Genomic DNA, 15,541 nt, shown 5'->3' on the forward strand with positions numbered 1-15,541 from the left:
TGAGTAGGACGGGATGGCCAAACACATACCTCTGATTTTCTTTCTGGGAAACAGAAATATTTCTAATTCTGGGGCTTGACATTAATTCCGAAAATTCGAAGTGATTTGCCCGTCGGGTTGTTTTGTCGCACTCAACTGTCATTGCGAGCCAACGGGTCGCAATGACGGAAAGGCGGCGTTGCTCTTGCACAGCAGCAACAGGAACCAAACCCAGCACCAACCGTTGAAGCTCCGAAACCAAAATCCTCGCCGGAGATTGTCATGGCCCCTCGCGCCTATTGGAAAGGCTCGCTGAAGCTTTCCCTCGTGTCATGCCCGATTGCGCTGTACCCGGCCTCGACCTCCGCCGAGAAAACCCGCTTCCACATGATCAACAGGGACACCGGCAACCGGCTGAAGCAGCAGATGGTCGATAGCGAGACCGGCGATGTCGTCGAGAGCGACCAGAAGGGCCGCGGCTACGAGTTGAAGAAGGGCGAATATGTCGAGGTCGAGAAAGAGGAACTGGAGGCGGTCCAGATCGAGAGCAACCACACCATCGACATCGACAGCTTCGTGCCCCGTGACGAGATCGACAAACGCTATCTCAACAACCCCTATTATATCGTGCCGGACGGCAAGGCCGGTATCGACGCCTTTGCCGTGATCCGCGACGCCATGAAGGACCAGGACCGCGTCGCGCTGGCGCGCATCGTGCTCACCAACCGCGAGCACGTCATCGCGATCGAACCGCTCGGCAAGGGCCTGCTCGGCACCACGCTGCGCTACCCCTACGAACTGCGCGACGAGGACAGCTATTTCGACGACATCAAGAGCCCCAAAATATCGAAAGACATGATCGAACTGGCCAGCCACATCCTGGATACCAAGGCGGCGCATTTCGATCCGTCGAAATTCAAGGACGAATACGAAAACGCGTTGAAGGCGCTGGTCCGCCGCAAGGCCTCCGGCAAGCCCGTGAAGGCCGCCCCGCGTGAGGAGAAGGTGGATAACGTCATCAACCTGATGGACGCGCTGAAGCAGAGCCTGAAAGGCAAGGCAGCCACCAAGCGCCGAGCCGGCGCCCCGGCATCGCGCCGGGCCCCACAACGACGCGCGGCCAAGAAGGCGCACCGCTCGGCGGCGCGAGCCCGCAAGGCGGGGTGATTTTGAGAGCGCAGCCCACTCATTCGTCATGCCCGGGCTTGACCCGGGCATCCACGACTTCCTTTAGCTTGCAGCAAAGACGTGGATGGCCGGGTCAAGCCCGGCCATGACGAGAGAGAGATGCCCTACCTCTTCGCCTTCCGTTTCTTCACTGTCTTCCGTTTCTTTGCTGTCTTCTTGGCCTTCTTCGGCACCTTCTTGCCCTTGGCGCGCGCCTCGGAAAGTCCGATCGCGATCGCCTGCTTCTTGCTCTTCACCGTCCTGCCGGAGCGGCCACTCTTCAAGGTGCCAGCCTTGCGTTTCTTCATTGCGCGCTTGACGTCGGCCGAAGCCTTCTTGGAATATTTTCGTGCCATGGATTACCTACCGGTGTTCGGGAAAATAATCGTCGCATTGCACGAAGGTTCCAGCCCGCAACCCTCAGGCCACCGCGGCATGGAGTTCGGCTGAGGTCTTCGCGGCCCGCAGTCGCGCGAGCGTATCCGGCGATCTCAACGTCCGGGCTACCAGCGCCAAAGCGGTGAGCGCTTCGCTCTCCACTGCCGCAGGCAACAGCAGGACGAACACCACGTCCACCGCCCGTCCGTCGATGGCATCAAATTCGATGCCCTGCTTCAGCTTTGCAAGCAGCCCATAGGGCCGCTTCAAGCCCGTCAGCCGGGCATGAGGAATGGCGATGCCATTGCCGGTCCCCGTCGATCCCAGTTCTTCCCGCTTCAGGAGATGCGACGTGACCTCATCAACCGCCAAGCCGAGATTGGCGGCGGCCATGGCCGCCAATTCCTGCAACAGCGGCCCCTTCTGCGAGGCCCGAACGTCGATCATGACGTCGGTTGGCGATAGCAGATCGGAAATCTTCATCGTAACTCCGGGCGGATCGCCGCGTTAGAGCGGGACGACTTCTCTTCGTTTCGTCATCCCTCTCTAACTCTTTGTTTGAGCATGATCTCATCGGAAAACCGGTACCCACTTTTCCGGATCATGCTCTAATCCGGCGCGCGCAGCCGATAGCCTATTCCGGTTTCAGTCAGAACGAATTGCGGGCGCTCCGGATCCGTCTCGATCTTCTGTCGGAGCTGCCGCACATAGACGCGGAGATATTGCGCGTCGGTCAACTCATCCCACAGCTCCTTCAGCAGGAACCGGTGGGTCAGCACCTTGCCGGCATGCTGCACCAGCACGCGCAGCAATTCATACTCCTTGGGCGACAATTTGACATCCTTGTCACCCACCTTGACGATCCGGCGCACAAGATCGACCGAAAGATCGCCCGATCGGAATACCGGCCGTTCGCCATGGACCTGCAACTGGTGCCGAAGTGCTGCGCGCATGCGGGCGAGCAGTTCGTCCATCCCGAACGGTTTGGTGAGATAATCGTCGGCCCCGAGATCGAGCGCCTGGACCTTGCCGGCCTCGTCGCCGCGGCTCGACAGCACAACGACCGGAACGCTGTCGTTACGCCCGCGGATCATGCGCAGCAATTCATGGCCCTGGATATCCGGCAATCCGAGATCGAGAATGATCAATGCGGGATCCTGCGCAAGCAATTCGAGCCCGATCTTGCCGTTGGAGGCTTCCAGGATCTCGTAGCCCTGCGTGCTCAGTCCCATCCGCAGCAGCTTGCGGATCGGCGGCTCATCGTCGATCACCAGGACCTTGATCGGCGCGGCACTCATGCGGCGGTGTCCAGTGCATCTGATACTGCCGGGACCGGCAAGCGGATAGTCAGCACGGCGCCGCTCCGGTCAAGCCGGTTGGCGGCCGAGATCGTGCCATGCATCGCCTCGACAAAGCCGCGCGAAATCGCCAGGCCAAGGCCGGTGCCCGGGCGGACGTGATCGCCCTTTTGCGCGCGATGGAACTTGTCGAATATCATATCCAGCTCCTCGGGCGGTATACCATCGCCTTCGTCAATGATTTGCAGGGATACCCAATCCCTTTCCCGCGAACTCCTGATCGAAATCGTGGTGTCGGCCGGCGCATATTTCGCCGCGTTGTCCAGCAGATTAAACAGCACCTGTTCGAACAGCACCGCGTCAAGCTGCAGCATCGGCAAGTCCGCGGCAAGCTCAAGCGAAACCTTGTGGCCTCCAAGAATCTTGCTGGCGCGCCGCAGCACGCTGCCGACGATCTCGCCGATATCATGCAGCGCCGTGTTCGGCACCACGGCGCCGGATTCCAGCTTTGTCATGTCGAGCAGGTTGGCGATGAAGCGGTTGAGCCGTTCGGACTCGTCGATCACGGTTGCCAGCAGGTCGCGTTTTTCGGTATCGCTCAGGCCGCTGTCAAGGTCCCGTATCGCGCTTGCGGCGCCGAGCACCGAGGCCAGCGGCGTCTTGAGGTCGTGCGAGATCGAGGTCAACAGCGCCGAGCGTAGACGATCCGACTCCACCGTGCGTTTGACGCGGTCCATATCCTCCACCAGCAACACGCGCTCGATCGCCAGCGCGCCCTGATCCATCAAGGCGTCGAGCAACCGGCGCTGATCCGGGGTGAGCAGCGGCCCGGTCTTGTCGTCATCGATGCCGATGACGCCGATCGGTCCGCGTCCGGTTCGCATCGGCAGGAACAGGCGCTTGGCGCCCGGCAGCGTATCGGCGCCGCGCCCCGCGGCTCGGTCATTGCCCCATGCCCAGTTCGCGGCGGCGAGATCGGCCTTGTCCAGTTGATCTTCGGGCGGATAGCCGGCCTTGACGGTAATGATGCCGTCCTCCGGCAACAGCAGCACCACCCGCACCTTCAACATCAAGGCCGTCTGGTAGGCGGTCGCCCACAACACGTCGTCGAGGGTCGCGGTGCCGGCGAGCTTGCGGCTGAAGGCGTAGAGCGATTCCGTGGTGCGGACCCGGCTAGTCGCAGTCACGGCCTGCGTTCGCACCCGCGCCGCGACGTTGGAAACCAGGATCGCAATCAGCATAAAGAAGAAGAAGGCGGCGATATTGGTCGGCTCGGTGATCGTGAAGTTATAGAGCGGCGGCAGGAAGAAGAAATTGTAGCAAAGCGAGCCCACCACGCTTGCAAATATCGAAGGCAACAGCCCGTAACGGACGGCGGCCCCGACCACGGCCGTCAGGAACACGAGGTCGACGTTTTCGATGCCCAGCCGTGGATGAACCAGCAGGCCAGCACCGAGCGCAATGGCGACGAACAGCAGGGATATTGCATAGGGCAGTGGATCGAACGGCTCCTGCCGTTCGGCCGTGTGCACCGTCTTCTTCGGAACGGGCTCGGCCGCGAGTTCCTCGCCGGCGATGACGTTGACGGTGATATTGCCGGCGCGGCGCACCAGATCGTGCACGACCGAGCCGCGCGTGAGTTCAAACCACAGGGAACGCGTCGACTTGCCGATGATGATCTGGGTCACATTGTTGGCTTGCGCGAATTGGACCACGTCATCGGCAATGCGCCGCCCGACGCCGGGAATGGTGATAGCCTCGCCACCGAGCGCTTCGGCGAGCCGCATCGTATCGGCGAGCCGGTCGCGCTGCTCGTCGGTCAGTTGCAGGCTGCGCCGCGTCTCGATGCTGATCGCCGTCCATTGCGCGTGCAGCCGGTCGGCCAGCCGCTTGGTGTAGCGCACCAGCCCCGCCGATCGCGGATCCTCACTGATGCAAACCAGAACACGCTCGCCTGCGGCCCAGGGCCCGGCGATCGCGTTGGCCTGCATGTGGGTCAGCAGTTGCTCATCGACCCGTTCGGCGGTGCGTCGCAACGCCAGTTCGCGCAGCGCAGTCAAATTGCCCGGTGAGAAATAGTGTTCGAGCGCGCGTTCGGCCTGCTTGGGGACGTAGACTTTTCCCTCCTTCAGCCGCTGGATCAGGTCGTCAGGTGTAAGGTCGATCAGCTCGATGGCATCGGCGCGGTCGAACACCTTGTCCGGCACGGTCTCGCGCACCCGCACATGCGTGATCTGCGCGACCACATCGTTGAGGCTTTCGATGTGCTGGATGTTGACTGCGGTGTAGACATCGATGCCGTGGGACAGCAGCTCCTCGACGTCGAGATAGCGCTTGGGATGGCGGCTGCCGGGCGCGTTGGTGTGAGCGAGTTCGTCGACCAGGGCGATCTGAGGGCGCCGCGCAATCAGGGCGTCGAGGTCCATCTCCTCAAGGATCTGGTCCTTATACTCAAGCTTCTTGCGCGGAATGACTTCAAGGCCGTGCAGCAGCGCTTCGGTCTCTGCCCGCCCATGGGTCTCGACCACGCCGACCACAACATCGACACCGGCCTTGCTCCTGGCGTGCGCGCTCTGCAGCATTTCGTAGGTCTTGCCGACACCGGGGGCGGCGCCGACGAATATCTTGAGCTTTCCGGCCTGATCGCTCTCGCGCCGGGCGGCCTCCAGCAGCGCGTCCGGCGACGGTCTTTTTTCATGATCTTGGCGCTGATTAGCCATGCGGCAATATAGTCATCTCATCCGGCGCGGCCTAGCTCCCGTCATTTGGTTGCGGCGGCATCCAGCGCCAGATTCAGCGCCAGAACGTTAACTCTGATCTCGCCGAGCAATCCAGCCATGCGGCCCTGGCTGTGCTCCGTGACCAGCTGGCGAACACGCTCTTCCGGCATCTTCCGCGCCTTGGCCACCCGCGGCACCTGAAATAGCGCCGCGTCCGGCGAAATATCGGGATCGAGGCCGCTGGCAGAGGTCGTGACGAGATCGACGGGGACGGGAGCGTTGGGGTTTTCGGCCTTCAGCTTGTCGACATCCTCCTTGATCCGATCGTTCAGCGCCTTGCTGGTCGGGCCGAGGTTGGAGCCACCGGAATTGGCGGCGTTGTAGGGGGCCGATACCGTCTTGCTGGAATCGGCCGGGTCCGGCGCCGACGTCGCCGAGGGCCGGCCGTGGAAATATTTGTCTTCCCTGAACTCCTGCCCGATCAGGGCCGAGCCGATCACCTTGCCGTCCTTCTCGATCAGGCTGCCTTGCGCCTGCTTCGGAAAGATCACGCCGGCAATCGCGGTCATCGCGAGCGGATAGGCGAGGCCTGTGATGGCGGTCAGCAAGAGCAGCAGGATGATGGCGGGGCGAATTTCTCTTAACATAACATGCCTCCTGATAATTCGTCATTGCGAGGAGCGAAGCGACGAAGCAATCCATTCTTTCTTTGCGCGGTGGGATGGATTGCTTCGCTTCGCTCGCAATGACGATGGGGGTTAAGCCAGGTGCAAGGCAGCGACCACGAGGTCGATGGCCTTGATGCCGATAAAGGGAATGATGATGCCGCCGAGGCCGTAGATCAGCAGGTTGCGGCGCAGCAGTGCCCCTGCCCCGACGGCGCGATAGGCCACGCCTTTCAGCGCCAGCGGGATCAGTGCGATGATAACAAGCGCATTGAAGATAATCGCCGACAGGATCGCGCTTTGCGGGCTCGCCAGGTGCATGACGTTGAGCACCTCGAGCTGCGGATAGAACGCGAGGAACATTGCCGGGATGATGGCGAAATACTTCGCGACGTCATTCGCAATCGAGAACGTCGTCAGCGCGCCGCGCGTCATCAGCAGCTGCTTGCCGATCTCGACCACCTCGATCAGTTTTGTCGGGTTGGAATCGAGGTCGACCATGTTGCCGGCCTCGCGCGCGGCCTGGGTGCCGGTGTTCATGGCGACGCCGACGTCGGCTTGCGCCAGTGCGGGCGCGTCGTTGGTGCCGTCGCCGCACATCGCCACCAGCTTGCCCTTGGCTTGCTCGTCGCGGATCAGCTTCAGCTTGTCCTCAGGCGTTGCCTGGGCCAGGAAATCATCGACGCCGGCCTCGGCCGCGATTGCCGCTGCGGTCATCGGGTTGTCGCCGGTGATCATCACCGTGCGGATGCCCATGCGGCGGAGTTCAGCAAAGCGCTCGCGGATGCCGCCCTTGACGATGTCCTTGAGGTGGATGACGCCGAGCAGGCGGCCGTTCCTGGCGACGGCGAGCGGCGTGCCGCCGGCCTTGGCGATTTCGTCTGCGATGGCCTGGAGTTCGCGGGCCGCTTCCGTACCTATAGTCGGCTGGATCGCACGAACCGCGTTGCCGCTGGCCATGGTCTGCGCGGTGCCGCCGCCGATGTAATTGAGGATCGCCTCCACCGCGCCCTTGCGGACCGACGATGAACCGGCGTCGATGCCGCTCATCCGGGTTTGCGCGGTAAAGGGCACGAATGTCGCGGCGAGCTCCTTCATGTCGCGGCTTCGAATGTTGTATTTTTCCTTGGCCAGCACCACGATCGAGCGGCCCTCCGGCGTCTCGTCGGCCAGCGAAGCCAGTTGCGCCGCATCCGCCAGTTCCTGCTCGGTCACGCCGCGGACCGGGCGAAACACCGTTGCCTGCCGGTTGCCGAGGGTAATGGTGCCGGTCTTGTCGAGCAGCAGCGTGTCGACGTCGCCGGCGGCTTCGACCGCGCGGCCGGACATCGCCAGCACATTGAAGCGCACCAGCCGGTCCATGCCGGCGATACCAATCGCCGACAGCAACGCGCCGATCGTGGTCGGGATCAGCGTCACGAACAGCGCCACCAGCACCACCACCGAAATCGAGCCGCCGGCATAGGCGGCATAGCTCGGGATCGTCACGGTAGCAAATACGAAGATGATGGTGAGGCCCGCAAGCAGGATGTTGAGCGCGATCTCGTTCGGCGTCTTCTGCCGCTCGGCGCCTTCCACCAGCCTGATCATGCGGTCGATGAAGGTCGAGCCTTGCGCCGCGGTGATACGGACGCGGATCCAGTCGGACAGCACCTGGGTGCCGCCGGTCACCGCCGAGCGGTCGCCGCCGGATTCCCGGATCACGGGCGCGGATTCGCCTGTGATCGCAGCCTCGTTGACCGAAGCGACGCCCTCCACCACTTCGCCGTCGGACGGAATGTTGTCGCCGGCTTCGACCAGAACGATATCGCCGACTTTCAGCGCGGTGCCGGGCACCAGGCGAAAAGTCTTGTCCGAACCCGTCAGCAGCTTGGCCTGGCTTTCGGTGCGGGTCTTCTTCAGCGATTCGGCCTGCGCCTTGCCGCGGCCTTCCGCAACCGCTTCCGCGAAATTGGCGAACAGCACCGTGAACCACAGCCACAGGATGATCTGGAACGTGAAGCCGAGGTTCGCGCCGCCGGTGACGAGATCGCGCACAAATATGATTGACGTCAACGCCGCGACAATCTCGACCACGAACATCACGGGGCTCTTGATCATCAGCCGCGGGTCGAGCTTGACGAACGACGACCTGATCGCCGGGAGCAGGATCTTCGGGTCTGATATCGCCGAGGCCGTCGCTTTTTTCTGCAGTCTTGTGGTTTCCATGGACGCAACTCCAACGAGAGATCGATCAGAACAGATTGTTGGCATTCATGGCGAGGTGCTCGACGATCGGCCCGAGCGCCAGCGCCGGGAAGAAGGTGAGACCGCCGATGATCAGGATCACGCCGACGACGAGGCCGACGAACAGGCCACCGGTGGTCGGCAGCGTGCCGGCCGATGGCGGGATCGACTTCTTGGCCGCCAGCGAGCCCGCAATCGCCATCGCCGGCACGATCATGAAGAAGCGGCCGACGAACATCGAACTTGCCAGCGTCAGATTGTAGAAGAAGGTGTTGCCGGTCAGGCCGCCGAACGCCGAACCGTTGTTGCCGGTCGCCGAGGTGAAGGCATAGAGCACCTCCGTAAAGCCATGCGGCCCGGCATTGGCCATCGACGCCGCCGCCGGCGGAAACACCACGGCGACAGCAGTCCAGCCGAGATACATCAACGGCAGCACCAGGATCGAGAGCATCGCCATCTTGACCTCGCGCGCCTCGATCTTCTTGCCGACATATTCCGGCGTGCGACCGACCATCAGGCCGGCCACGAAGATCGCCAGCACGACGAACAGCAGCATGCCATAGAGGCCGGCGCCGACGCCGCCGACGATGATCTCGCCGAGCTGCATGTTGATCAGCGGGATCATGCCGCCGAGCGCGGTGAAGGAGTCATGCATGGCGTTGACCGCGCCGCAGGAGGCCGCCGTGGTGATCACCGCGAACAGGCTGGAGGCCACGATGCCGAAACGGACTTCCTTGCCTTCCATGTTGCCGCCGGTGAGCCCGAGCGCACTGAGCGTCGACGTGCCGTTGGCCTCGGCCCAATAGGTGATGGCGACGCCCGCGAGGAACAGCACGCCCATGACGCCGAGGATCGCCCAGCCCTGGCGCTGGTCGCCGACCATGCGGCCGAACACGTTGGTAAGCGCCGCGCCGAGCGCGAAGATGGAAATCATCTGCACGAAGTTCGACAGCGCGGTGGGGTTCTCGAACGGATGCGCGGCGTTGGCATTGAAGAAGCCGCCGCCATTGGTGCCCAGCATCTTGATCGCGACCTGCGAGGCGACCGGGCCGACCGCGATGGTCTGCCTGGCGCCTTCCAGCGTGGTGGCGTCGACATAGGCCCCTAACGTCTGCGGCATGCCCTGCCAGACCAGGAACAGCGTGTAGACCACGCAGATCGGCAGCAGCACATAAAGGGTACAGCGCGTGACGTCGACCCAGAAATTGCCGATGGTGCGCATCGAGGAACGCGAGAAGCCGCGGATCAGCGCCACCGCGAGCGCGATACCGGTCGCCGACGACAGGAAATTCTGGTGCGTCAGTCCCAGCATCTGGACCAGATAGGACAGCGTGCTTTCGCCGCCGTAGTTCTGCCAGTTGGTGTTGGTGATGAAGGAGATCGCTGTGTTGAACGACAGATCCGGGGCGACCGCGGATTGATCCTGCGGATTGAACGGCAACAGCGCCTGCAGCCGCATCAGTCCATAAATGATGAGGAAGCCGCCGACATGGAACAGCAGCATCGCGACCGTATAGGTCAGCCAATGCTGCTCGCGCTTCTCATCGACGCCGCCGATCCAGTAAAGCCCGCGCTCGACCGGCCGCAGCACGGGCGACAGAAAGGTGGACTCGCCGTTGAAGACGCGAGTCATGTACCAGCCGAGCGGTTTGACCAGCGCGACCACGATGGCGCAGTACAGGAAAATTTGAATCCAGCCGATGACGGTCATGGTCGGGAATCCTTGAGAATCTCTTTGCAGGCAGCAGCAGGTGAATGAGCGCAATCAGCAGCGCCGAGGTAACGACAAACGCCAGAACGACTTGGACCAGCGTGATCATGGCGTCCTCAGAAGCGTTCGGGCCGCAGCAGCGCGTAGGTCAGGTAGAACAGCAGACCCAGCGACACGAGCCCGGCGAGCGAGTAATCGAAAATCATGGCCTTACCCTCACAACCGTTCGCAGGCATAGGCGTAGCCGACGCCTGCCAGGAAGAAGCCTGCGCCTAGCGCCAGCATGACAATGTCCAGCATGGGATGCTCCTGTGCGAAATGAGCCGCGGACCGAATGGACGGCCTCGCTTTGGATGGCTGAAGTGCCACCTTGCGCATAGGTTTTCGAGATGGGGGCAATGGCGACGTTATAGGAATCTCATAAGTGCCGGTCGTCTTGGCCACTTTACTCTGGCGTCGTCCCGGCGAACGCCGAAACCCATACCGCGTTGTCCCATCGAAAGGGCAGAACGGCAGAGACCTGTCGCAAAATTCTGACGGTGGCTATCGGTCCCGGCCTTCGCCGGGACGACGTGGGGAGGGAGCGCGCCAACATCCCACCCACCACTTATGAAATCTCTATTTCTCTGCTCCTCACCTCATCTCGTTTTCAAATGGCGTTTTGACCACCTTGGGGGGCACGGCTGCCGTATCAGCCGCCCCACAAGTGAGATCACGCCATGTCACTACTTGTAGAATCCCAGAACCCCACAGAACCCGGCGACCGGCTGCGCAATGCCTATGCCGTGACCACTGAATTCCTCTCCGACATCGTCGACCAGACCTGCCGGCGCTTTCCGTCCGTGAGCCAGAGCGGCAACACCGCCCGCATTGAGCGGCTGATTCAATCCGGCGCCTGGACCGATGCCGCCCTGGCGCTGATCGATCTGGAATTGCCGCAATGGCAGCTGCGCCGTATCGCCTATGACGAAGGCGAGTGGCATTGCGCATTGTCGCGCGAACGCGAATTGCCGGACTGGCTCGATCAATCGGCCGAGGGCCGGCACGCCGACCTGGCGCTGGCTATCCTGAGCGCGTTCGTCGAGGCGCAGCGCCTCAGCGTGCCGTTGCGCCGGCCCAGCGTCCCTGCCATGCGCTGCGATGCCGGCGCGCTCTATGAGCCGGTCCTGAGCGACAATTTCGGCTGAACGAGCCGGGAATACACAGCTCGCCAAAATGAAAGAATACCAACGTGAAGCTCATCGAACCTCCATCGTGCCGCTCGCCATCCGCAATCGTCTTCATCGGCAGAAACCGCCGCGGCCATTGGGTTGCCCAGGAACAAAACGGCCTCTATGGCGGCCTGTTCGTCAATCGCGCACAGGCCATCAAATATGCGTTGTTCGAGAACGGCCACCATCCCGAAACGATCGTCGAACTGGCCTGCGAAATCGAGCTCGACATGGGTAGCCGCCCAGGCGCGCGGTGCATGTCGCCGCGACAGATTCACCCGCACATCCGATCTTCAGAAGGAGTGATGACATGACCATGCTGACGCATCCCGGCAGCCGGTTCAAACCGGCTTCCCATCGGTCGGGACGCCGTGCCCCAACCACCACCGCGAACCTTGCGATACTCAAGCTGATCTGCCTTCGCGCGATTGGTCCCCTGCTGATAGCTGTCGCGATCGCCGGCGTCATCGTCCTCAAGGCTGCGGTCTTCCTTTCGCGCGTCAGCCATTGAGAACGGCCGAACGACCCGTGCGCAAGAATCTGCTACCGACATCTGCGTTTGGTCTGACCGGCATCAACGATAACGACATGTGAGGCCGAACATACATTTGACGACAAATTCCCCGGTAGCTAGCCTTGCCGAGAACACGGCGTCGGCGCAGGTTTCAGCTGCGATCATTGAGGGATGGAAACCATGAACATAGCGCCGCAAGCGGACATGCCGAGCGATCCCGTTGCTTCCGAAGGTGTGGTCGCGGCCGGGGCCTATGTCGACGGCCGGCGGGTCGCCAATATCGCCATCGAGGAATCCTCGAGCTGGCGCAGCAAGCCCGGCCATGTGGTCTGGATCGGGCTGCACGAACCAGACATGACGATCCTGACCAGCGTGCAGCAGCAATTCCAGTTGCATGATCTTGCCATTGAAGACGCGAACAACGCCCATCAGCGCCCCAAGATCGAACAATATGGCGACGGCCTTTTCATCGTGGCACGCACCGCGCAACTCGTAGGCGACAGCATCGCGTTCGGCGAAACCCATCTGTTCGTCGGCGAAGGATATCTCGTCTCCGTTCGCCACGGCGCCTCGACGTCCTATGCGCCGGTGCGTGCGCGCTGCGAAAGCTGCCCGCGGGCGCTGGCCCGCGGCGAGGATTATATCCTCTACGCCATCCTCGATTTTATCGTCGACAATTACTCGCCGGTGCTCGAGACCATCCAGGAAGAAGTCGAAGCGATGGAGGAGCAGGTGCTCGCCAGCGCGATGACGCGGGCGCAGATCGAGCGGCTCTATCTGTTGCGGCGCGATCTGTTGCGCCTGCGGAACGCGGTGGGACCCCTGGTGGAGGTCTGCCGCCGGCTTGAGCATGACAATCTGCCGATGATCCGGCCCACCATGCAGCCGCTGTTCCGCGACGTCACCGACCACGTCCGCACCGTTCAGGAACAGATCGACTCGCTCCGCGAAGTCCTCGCTTTTGCCTTTGAGGCCAGCCTGCTGGTGGGCCAGGCCCAGGAGACCGCGGTCTCCAAGAAACTCGCCTCATGGCTTGCCATCATCGCGGTCCCGACCGCGATCGCCGGCATCTACGGCATGAACTTCAAGCACATGCCGGAACTCGAGTGGGAGTATGGCTACTTCGCCATTATTGGCACGATCCTGACCGTGTGCGCGGGCCTGTTCTGGCGCTTCCGGCGTGCCGGGTGGCTGTAAGCTGGCCGGCCTACCCCTTTTTCTCAACGCAAACGAGTACCAACTTTGCCCGAGACGCTATAGAATGCCGTCGAGCCAGTGATTTGGCTGATGGATGAGCATCATGATTGCGACATCGATGAGTCGAATAGTCGTACCGTCCATGGTTGCGGCATGTAGCGTGGCGGCTATCTTCGCCGTCTATTACGTCCGCCAAGAACCGCGGGTCGATACCAAGGCCGTAACCGCCGCGCCGGCGGTCTCAAAGCCGGCATTGGGTGCCCCAAAGCAGGGTGCGCTCGCAGCGGCGCAAGCAGAAGCAAACGCCGTGACGGCCACGCTGGGCGGACCACCCCCACCGCCGGACAGCGTGCCGTCGTTCGACATTGCCCGCATCGAGCCGACGGGCGAAGCCGTCATCGCCGGCCGGGCCACGCCGGGCGCAGCGGTGGAACTGCTGCGCAACGGCGAGATACACGATCGCGTGGTGGCGGATCAATCCGGACAATTCGTCATGGTTCCGCCCCGGCTTCCCTCAGGGACGTATGACCTGACGCTGCGGGCCAAGGAGCCGGACGGCAAGCAGACCTCATCCAAGCAGAGCGTGACGGTGGCGCTTGAGCCGAAATCAACCGATCGGCCGGTCGTAGCGTTGATGGCGCCGGACAAACCCACCGTCGTGCTGTCGCAGCCGGCTGTGCCAAAGCCGATGGCCGGCGCAGTGGTTGCGGAGACGGTTGAGATCGAACCGGGCGGCAAGCTCCATGTCAGCGGCCGCGCTCGCCCCGGCGCCGCGGTGAAGCTTTATCTCAACGACAGCTTTATTGCGTCGGCAACGGCTGGCGCGGACGGACGTTTTGCGGTCACGATCAATGAGGGGGTCGCCTCGGGCAGCTACCGCGTGAGGCTGGACGAGGTGGAGCAGAATTCCGGCGCGGTGCGCGCACGCGCCGAGGTGCCTTTCAACGTTCCCGACACGATGGTCACGGCCTCCGTGCCGGCACAGGCCACCGCGGCCAAGCGGCTGGACGTTGCCGCTGCACAGCCGCCGGAGCTGGCGGCCGCCATGGCCGCCGTTCTGCCAGACAACAAAGGCTCGCCCTCCACCGTGGTCGTGCCGAAGATCACCACCACCACCGTCTCGCGCGGCGACAGCCTCTGGCGCATCAGCCAACTCTCCTACGGAGCGGGCACGCGCTACGCCGTTATCTACAAGGCGAACCGGGAACAGATCCGCAATCCCAACCTGATTTATCCCGGCCAGGTTTTTGTCGTTCCGGTGCAGGAAGCGCGGCCATAGCGTCTGAGCGAGAGATTGCGCGGCTTTTTAGCTCGCGCTCGATTATGTGCGGCGGTTCTGCTGGACGCGCACGACGACCGTCACGTCGCGGTTGAACGATTATCTCGCTTCACTCCGCCGCGGTCCCAGCTCGGCCTTTTCGGCCCGCACGGCGCGTCGCAGACCTTTCGTGCTTTTAATCATTTGTGACAAGGCGCCTGCGCCTTGGCACGCTTCCCTGCGGGGCTTTGAGGCGGTACAACCCGCCTGTATTCTTGTGTGTAGCGGCTAGAACGAAGTGTAGCGGTGCAGACCAGTGACAATATTTGATCGAATTCTCGACGCGGCCGCGGATAATCTCAGGATAGCGAAAATCCTGGTCCAGCTGGGCCTCGACCCCAACAACATCACCTACGACGCGCTGTTCAATCGCCTGCTGGAGATTTTTCTCCACAATATCACGCTGGCCAACATGTTTGCCCTGGTCGGCGCCATCTTCTTCGTCGCCACCTTGCTGACGCAGACCATGGTGCCGCTGCGCGTCGCCAACATGATCGGTTGCGCATTCTTCGCCCTGTTTGGCGCGCTCACGGCATCCGTCACGACCTTCCTGTTGTATCTCCTGATGGTCCCCATCAATGCGTATCGCCTCCGACAGATGCTCGTTCTGGTGAAGAAGGCCCGCAGCGCAACGAAAGGCGATACGTCGCTGGAATGGCTCAAGCCGTTCATGACCGAACGCAAATATCGCAAGGGCGATATTCTGTTCAAGAAAGACGATGCCGCCCATGAGATGCTGCTGACCGTCACCGGAAAATTCCTGGTGAAGGAAATCAGCGTCGAGCTTCCGCCGGGACGTTTAATGGGCGAATTTGGTTTCCTCACGCCGGATAACCGGCGCACGGCGACGATCGAATGCATCGAGGATGGTCATGTGCTGACCATCACTTATGACAAGCTGCTCGAGATCTACTTTCAGAACCCGCAGTTCGGCTATTACTTCCTGGTCCTGACCAGCCAGCGCCTGTTGGAAAACATTGCGCGACTCGAAGGGATTGTCGCGCAACACAAGTCCTTGCAGCAGGCCGCGGCTGCGAACGGCCCCAACTGAGCAGCGGGACACGCGCGCCGGGGGGCTTTCTAGAGCGGCATGGCTTTTGGTTGAATCCATCGAGCCACGAGTCCCCTCAACCTCTCCCGCTTGCGGGAGAGGGAGT

The 15,541-nt window shown here is 62.2% G+C and carries 15 protein-coding genes; 7 read left to right on the plus strand and 8 right to left on the minus strand.

Translation table 11 applies throughout. The features are described from left to right. The first annotated feature begins 261 nt into the window (after positions 1–261). Positions 262–1,146 carry a Ku protein gene (locus tag JQ611_RS00915; protein WP_212464266.1) on the plus strand — a complete coding sequence of 295 codons (885 nt, stop codon included), beginning with the start codon at positions 262–264 and terminating at the stop codon, positions 1,144–1,146. A gap of 125 nt (positions 1,147–1,271) precedes the next feature. On the opposite strand, the gene JQ611_RS41515 is transcribed toward JQ611_RS00915, so the two are convergent. The 8 genes from JQ611_RS41515 to JQ611_RS00955 all read right to left on the minus strand — a co-directional run bounded on the left by JQ611_RS41515 (position 1,272) and on the right by JQ611_RS00955 (position 10,350). Continuing rightward, positions 1,272–1,502, minus strand: a complete 231-nt coding sequence (locus tag JQ611_RS41515) for a DUF6496 domain-containing protein (protein WP_312011794.1) — start codon at positions 1,500–1,502, stop codon at positions 1,272–1,274. Positions 1,503–1,566: 64 nt separating this feature from the next. After that, positions 1,567–2,007, minus strand: coding sequence for a PTS sugar transporter subunit IIA (locus tag JQ611_RS00925; RefSeq protein ID WP_212464269.1), 441 nt, complete (start codon positions 2,005–2,007; stop codon positions 1,567–1,569). A 125-nt stretch (positions 2,008–2,132) separates the two neighbouring features. Next, entirely contained in the window at positions 2,133–2,822 is a 690-nt protein-coding gene (locus tag JQ611_RS00930) for a response regulator (protein WP_212266098.1), read from the minus strand. Further along, positions 2,819–5,542, minus strand: coding sequence for a sensor histidine kinase KdpD (locus JQ611_RS00935; RefSeq protein ID WP_212464272.1), 2,724 nt, complete (start codon positions 5,540–5,542; stop codon positions 2,819–2,821). Before JQ611_RS00935 ends, JQ611_RS00930 begins: the two co-directional genes overlap by 4 nt. Positions 5,543–5,583: 41 nt before the next feature. Then, positions 5,584–6,189 (minus strand): K(+)-transporting ATPase subunit C, encoded by a 606-nt coding sequence (locus JQ611_RS00940; protein WP_212266096.1) that lies wholly within the window; start codon positions 6,187–6,189, stop codon positions 5,584–5,586. 111 nt (positions 6,190–6,300) lie between these two features. Next, on the minus strand, positions 6,301–8,415 hold the full coding sequence (gene kdpB / locus JQ611_RS00945) for a potassium-transporting ATPase subunit KdpB (RefSeq protein WP_212464278.1): 2,115 nt from the start codon (positions 8,413–8,415) through the stop codon (positions 6,301–6,303). Between the two features lie 25 nt (positions 8,416–8,440). Beyond that, the gene (gene kdpA, locus JQ611_RS00950; RefSeq protein WP_212464279.1) at positions 8,441–10,144 is read right to left on the minus strand and encodes a potassium-transporting ATPase subunit KdpA; all 1,704 of its coding nucleotides are present in this window, start codon (positions 10,142–10,144) and stop codon (positions 8,441–8,443) included. A 116-nt stretch (positions 10,145–10,260) separates the two neighbouring features. After that, the gene (locus JQ611_RS00955) at positions 10,261–10,350 is read right to left on the minus strand and encodes a K(+)-transporting ATPase subunit F (protein ID WP_016846764.1); all 90 of its coding nucleotides are present in this window, start codon (positions 10,348–10,350) and stop codon (positions 10,261–10,263) included. 513 nt (positions 10,351–10,863) lie between these two features. Between JQ611_RS00955 and JQ611_RS00960 the strand changes: the two genes are divergently transcribed. The 6 genes from JQ611_RS00960 (at position 10,864) to JQ611_RS00985 (ending at position 15,435) form a co-directional block, all read left to right on the plus strand. Further along, positions 10,864–11,331 carry a hypothetical protein gene (locus JQ611_RS00960; protein WP_212464280.1) on the plus strand — a complete coding sequence of 156 codons (468 nt, stop codon included), beginning with the start codon at positions 10,864–10,866 and terminating at the stop codon, positions 11,329–11,331. Positions 11,332–11,375: 44 nt separating this feature from the next. Beyond that, positions 11,376–11,669 carry a hypothetical protein gene (locus JQ611_RS00965; RefSeq protein WP_312011795.1) on the plus strand — a complete coding sequence of 98 codons (294 nt, stop codon included), beginning with the start codon at positions 11,376–11,378 and terminating at the stop codon, positions 11,667–11,669. Continuing rightward, the gene (locus JQ611_RS00970) at positions 11,666–11,866 is read left to right on the plus strand and encodes a hypothetical protein (RefSeq protein WP_212464281.1); all 201 of its coding nucleotides are present in this window, start codon (positions 11,666–11,668) and stop codon (positions 11,864–11,866) included. Before JQ611_RS00965 ends, JQ611_RS00970 begins: the two co-directional genes overlap by 4 nt. 183 nt (positions 11,867–12,049) lie before the next feature. Next, positions 12,050–13,066: a magnesium and cobalt transport protein CorA gene (locus JQ611_RS00975; protein ID WP_212266089.1), complete on the plus strand. Its 1,017-nt coding sequence runs from the start codon at positions 12,050–12,052 to the stop codon at positions 13,064–13,066. Between the two features lie 103 nt (positions 13,067–13,169). Continuing rightward, entirely contained in the window at positions 13,170–14,345 is a 1,176-nt protein-coding gene (locus JQ611_RS00980; RefSeq protein ID WP_249132823.1) for a LysM peptidoglycan-binding domain-containing protein, read from the plus strand. A gap of 295 nt (positions 14,346–14,640) precedes the next feature. Then, positions 14,641–15,435 carry a Crp/Fnr family transcriptional regulator gene (locus tag JQ611_RS00985; RefSeq protein WP_212266087.1) on the plus strand — a complete coding sequence of 265 codons (795 nt, stop codon included), beginning with the start codon at positions 14,641–14,643 and terminating at the stop codon, positions 15,433–15,435. Positions 15,436–15,541 lie beyond the last annotated feature (106 nt).

The sequence above is a fragment of the Bradyrhizobium sp. AUGA SZCCT0182 genome, from assembly GCF_018130185.1.
Classification (GTDB): Bacteria; Pseudomonadota; Alphaproteobacteria; order Rhizobiales; family Xanthobacteraceae; genus Bradyrhizobium.